Here is an 886-nt window from a genome sequence, read left to right as displayed (position 1 = left end):
GCGCAGGCCGGTCCGGCGCGGCGCCTCGCGGTCGCGGGCGCGGCGATGGAGCTGTGGGGTTCGCACCGGGTGGAGAACCGGCTCGGCCTGCTCAGCGAGCCCTACACCCAGGGCACACCCGGAAAGCTGCTGCGCGCGGGCCGGGCGCTGACCGCCGCCGGTGTGGTCGGCGCGCTGCTCGGCCGCCGCAGCCGCGTGTTGTCCGTGCTGTCCGGCGGCGCGCTGATCGCCGCGTCGGTGTGCACCCGGTTCGGCATCTTCCACGGCGGGGTCGCCTCGGCACGCGATCCGCGGTACACGGTGGTGCCGCAGCGCGAACGCGCCGACCGGCGGGTCGCCGACCAGGTCTGACACCTCCCCGGGCGGCCTGCCGTCCGCTGTGGTTGACTGCTGCGTGGAGGCGTTCAGGCGGCTGGTGCCCCTCCCGGTCTTCAAAACCGGTGTGGTCCGGGACCCGGGCCAGGCGGGTTCGATTCCCGTCCGTCTCCGCCAAGTACCGTTCCCGGGAGTGCGCCGATGCGTGAGGTCGACCCGCGACGGCGGGTGCCGCGCACCGACGCGCTGCTCGCCGATCCCGCGCTGGCCGCCGCCGCCGCGACGCTCGGCCGCGACCGGGTCAAGGCCGCGATCGTCAGCGCGCAGACCCGCGCGCGGCGCGGCGAGCTGAGCCCCGATCAGGTACGCGACGCGGCGCTGGCGGACCTGCCCGGCCGTACGCCCCGCCCGGTGCTCAACGCCACCGGCGTCGTGCTGCACACCAACCTGGGGCGCGCCCCGCTCGCCCCGTCCGCCGTGGACGCGCTGGTCGCCGCCGCCGGGCACACCGACGTGGAGCTGGACCTGCGGACCGGCCGGCGGGCGCGGCGCGGCCGGGAGGCGCTCGACG

Annotated in this window: 1 tRNA gene and 2 pseudogenes; all 3 read left to right on the top strand. The window is 77.4% G+C overall.

The features are described 5' to 3' along the window. Window positions 1–351, top strand: a pseudogene (locus AC2CHG_RS31590) (NrfD/PsrC family molybdoenzyme membrane anchor subunit); the annotation flags it as partial. A 45-nt stretch (window positions 352–396) separates the two neighbouring features. After that, window positions 397–492 (top strand) — tRNA-Sec (locus AC2CHG_RS31585). A gap of 24 nt (window positions 493–516) precedes the next feature. Continuing rightward, window positions 517–886 (top strand): annotated as a pseudogene (locus tag AC2CHG_RS31580) (L-seryl-tRNA(Sec) selenium transferase); the annotation flags it as partial.

This window comes from Micromonospora sp. ATLC20, assembly GCF_057196585.1.
Note: the sequence above shows the minus strand (reverse complement) of the source record. Positions and strands in the feature narration are given on the sequence as shown.